Source organism: Streptomyces sp. UH6 (assembly GCF_013421635.1).
In the GTDB taxonomy this organism is placed as follows: Bacteria; Actinomycetota; Actinomycetes; order Streptomycetales; family Streptomycetaceae; genus Streptomyces; species Streptomyces abyssomicinicus.
Map to the genome: position 1 here is coordinate 1 of NZ_JACADT010001424.1, position 1,050 is coordinate 1,050.

The 1,050-nt window shown below is 74.0% G+C and carries 1 protein-coding gene; it reads right to left on the bottom strand.

Annotation, left to right across the window (positions count from 1 at the left end):
- Positions 1–1,050, bottom strand: a 1,050-nt coding sequence (locus HW445_RS32335) for a DUF3488 and transglutaminase-like domain-containing protein (RefSeq protein WP_218957580.1), incomplete at both ends; no start/stop codon positions are given.

Sequence of the window (1,050 nt, forward strand, 5' to 3'; positions counted from 1 at the left end):
CTCCGCCGTGCAGCTGACACTCGCGGAGGGCCGCGCGCTGGGCTCGGCCGACGCGGTGTCCTCGACCGCCGGCTCCGAGGGCCGGGCCGACGCCCCCGGGGCGGTCTCCGGCCGGGTGTACTCCGGCTGGGTGCCCCGCGTCGGCGTGGGCTCGAACCGGGTCCACCCGACACCCTCGAAGTACAGCTCCGGCCAGGCGTGGGCGTCCCGCAGGGTCACCTCGACGCTGCCGTCGCCCTGCTCGGAGCCGGGCGCGAAACCGATCGCCACCCGGGCCGGGATGCCCAGCGACCGCGCCATCGACGCCATCGCGAAGGAGAAGTGGATGCAGAACCCCCTGCGGTCCCGCAGGAAGCGGCTGATCGCCCTCGAGTCCTCGCCCACCTCCACCTGGGTGTCGTAGCTGAAGTTCCCGGTCCGCGAGAACCACTCCTGGAGCGCGACCGCCTGCTCGTAGGCGTTGTCCGAACCCTTGGTGACCTCGCGGGCCCGCTCGCCGACCTCCTCGGGCAGCGAGGCCGGAAGCTCCGTGAGGTTCCGCAGCTCCGGGCCCGGAGCCGGCGCGGCGGCCAGCTGCTCGCGGGTCGGCAGCACCTCCAGGCTGGCCACCTGCCAGCTCCTGTTCGCGGTGGTGTCGTCCCGCCCGCCGATGACCGTCATGCCCACCGGGTCGAGCCGCCAGTCGCCGACCGCGTCGGCCCAGGTCGCCGGGTAGGGCATCGGCAGGTGCCGCTGCCGGTACCAGTCGGCCGCCGATATCCGGCTGGTCACCTCACGCCGGTCCACCTGGAGGCCCAGCCCCGGCGGAGAGGGAAAGCGGTCCGGCAGGTCCACGGTCCGCCGCGGCGACGCCTCCCAGGTCTTTCCGTCGAACTCGTCCAGGGAGACGATCCGCAGGTACAGGTCGTCGGTCCGCCGTGAGGTGGTGCGCACGGTCAGCGCCGTGCGGTCGTCGGTCTCGTTGAGGTTGTCCCGCAGCTCCACCAGCAGGTCGACGGAATCGACCGGGCCGGAGCCGCCCGGCCCGTCGCCGGAGCCGGCGCCCCCCAT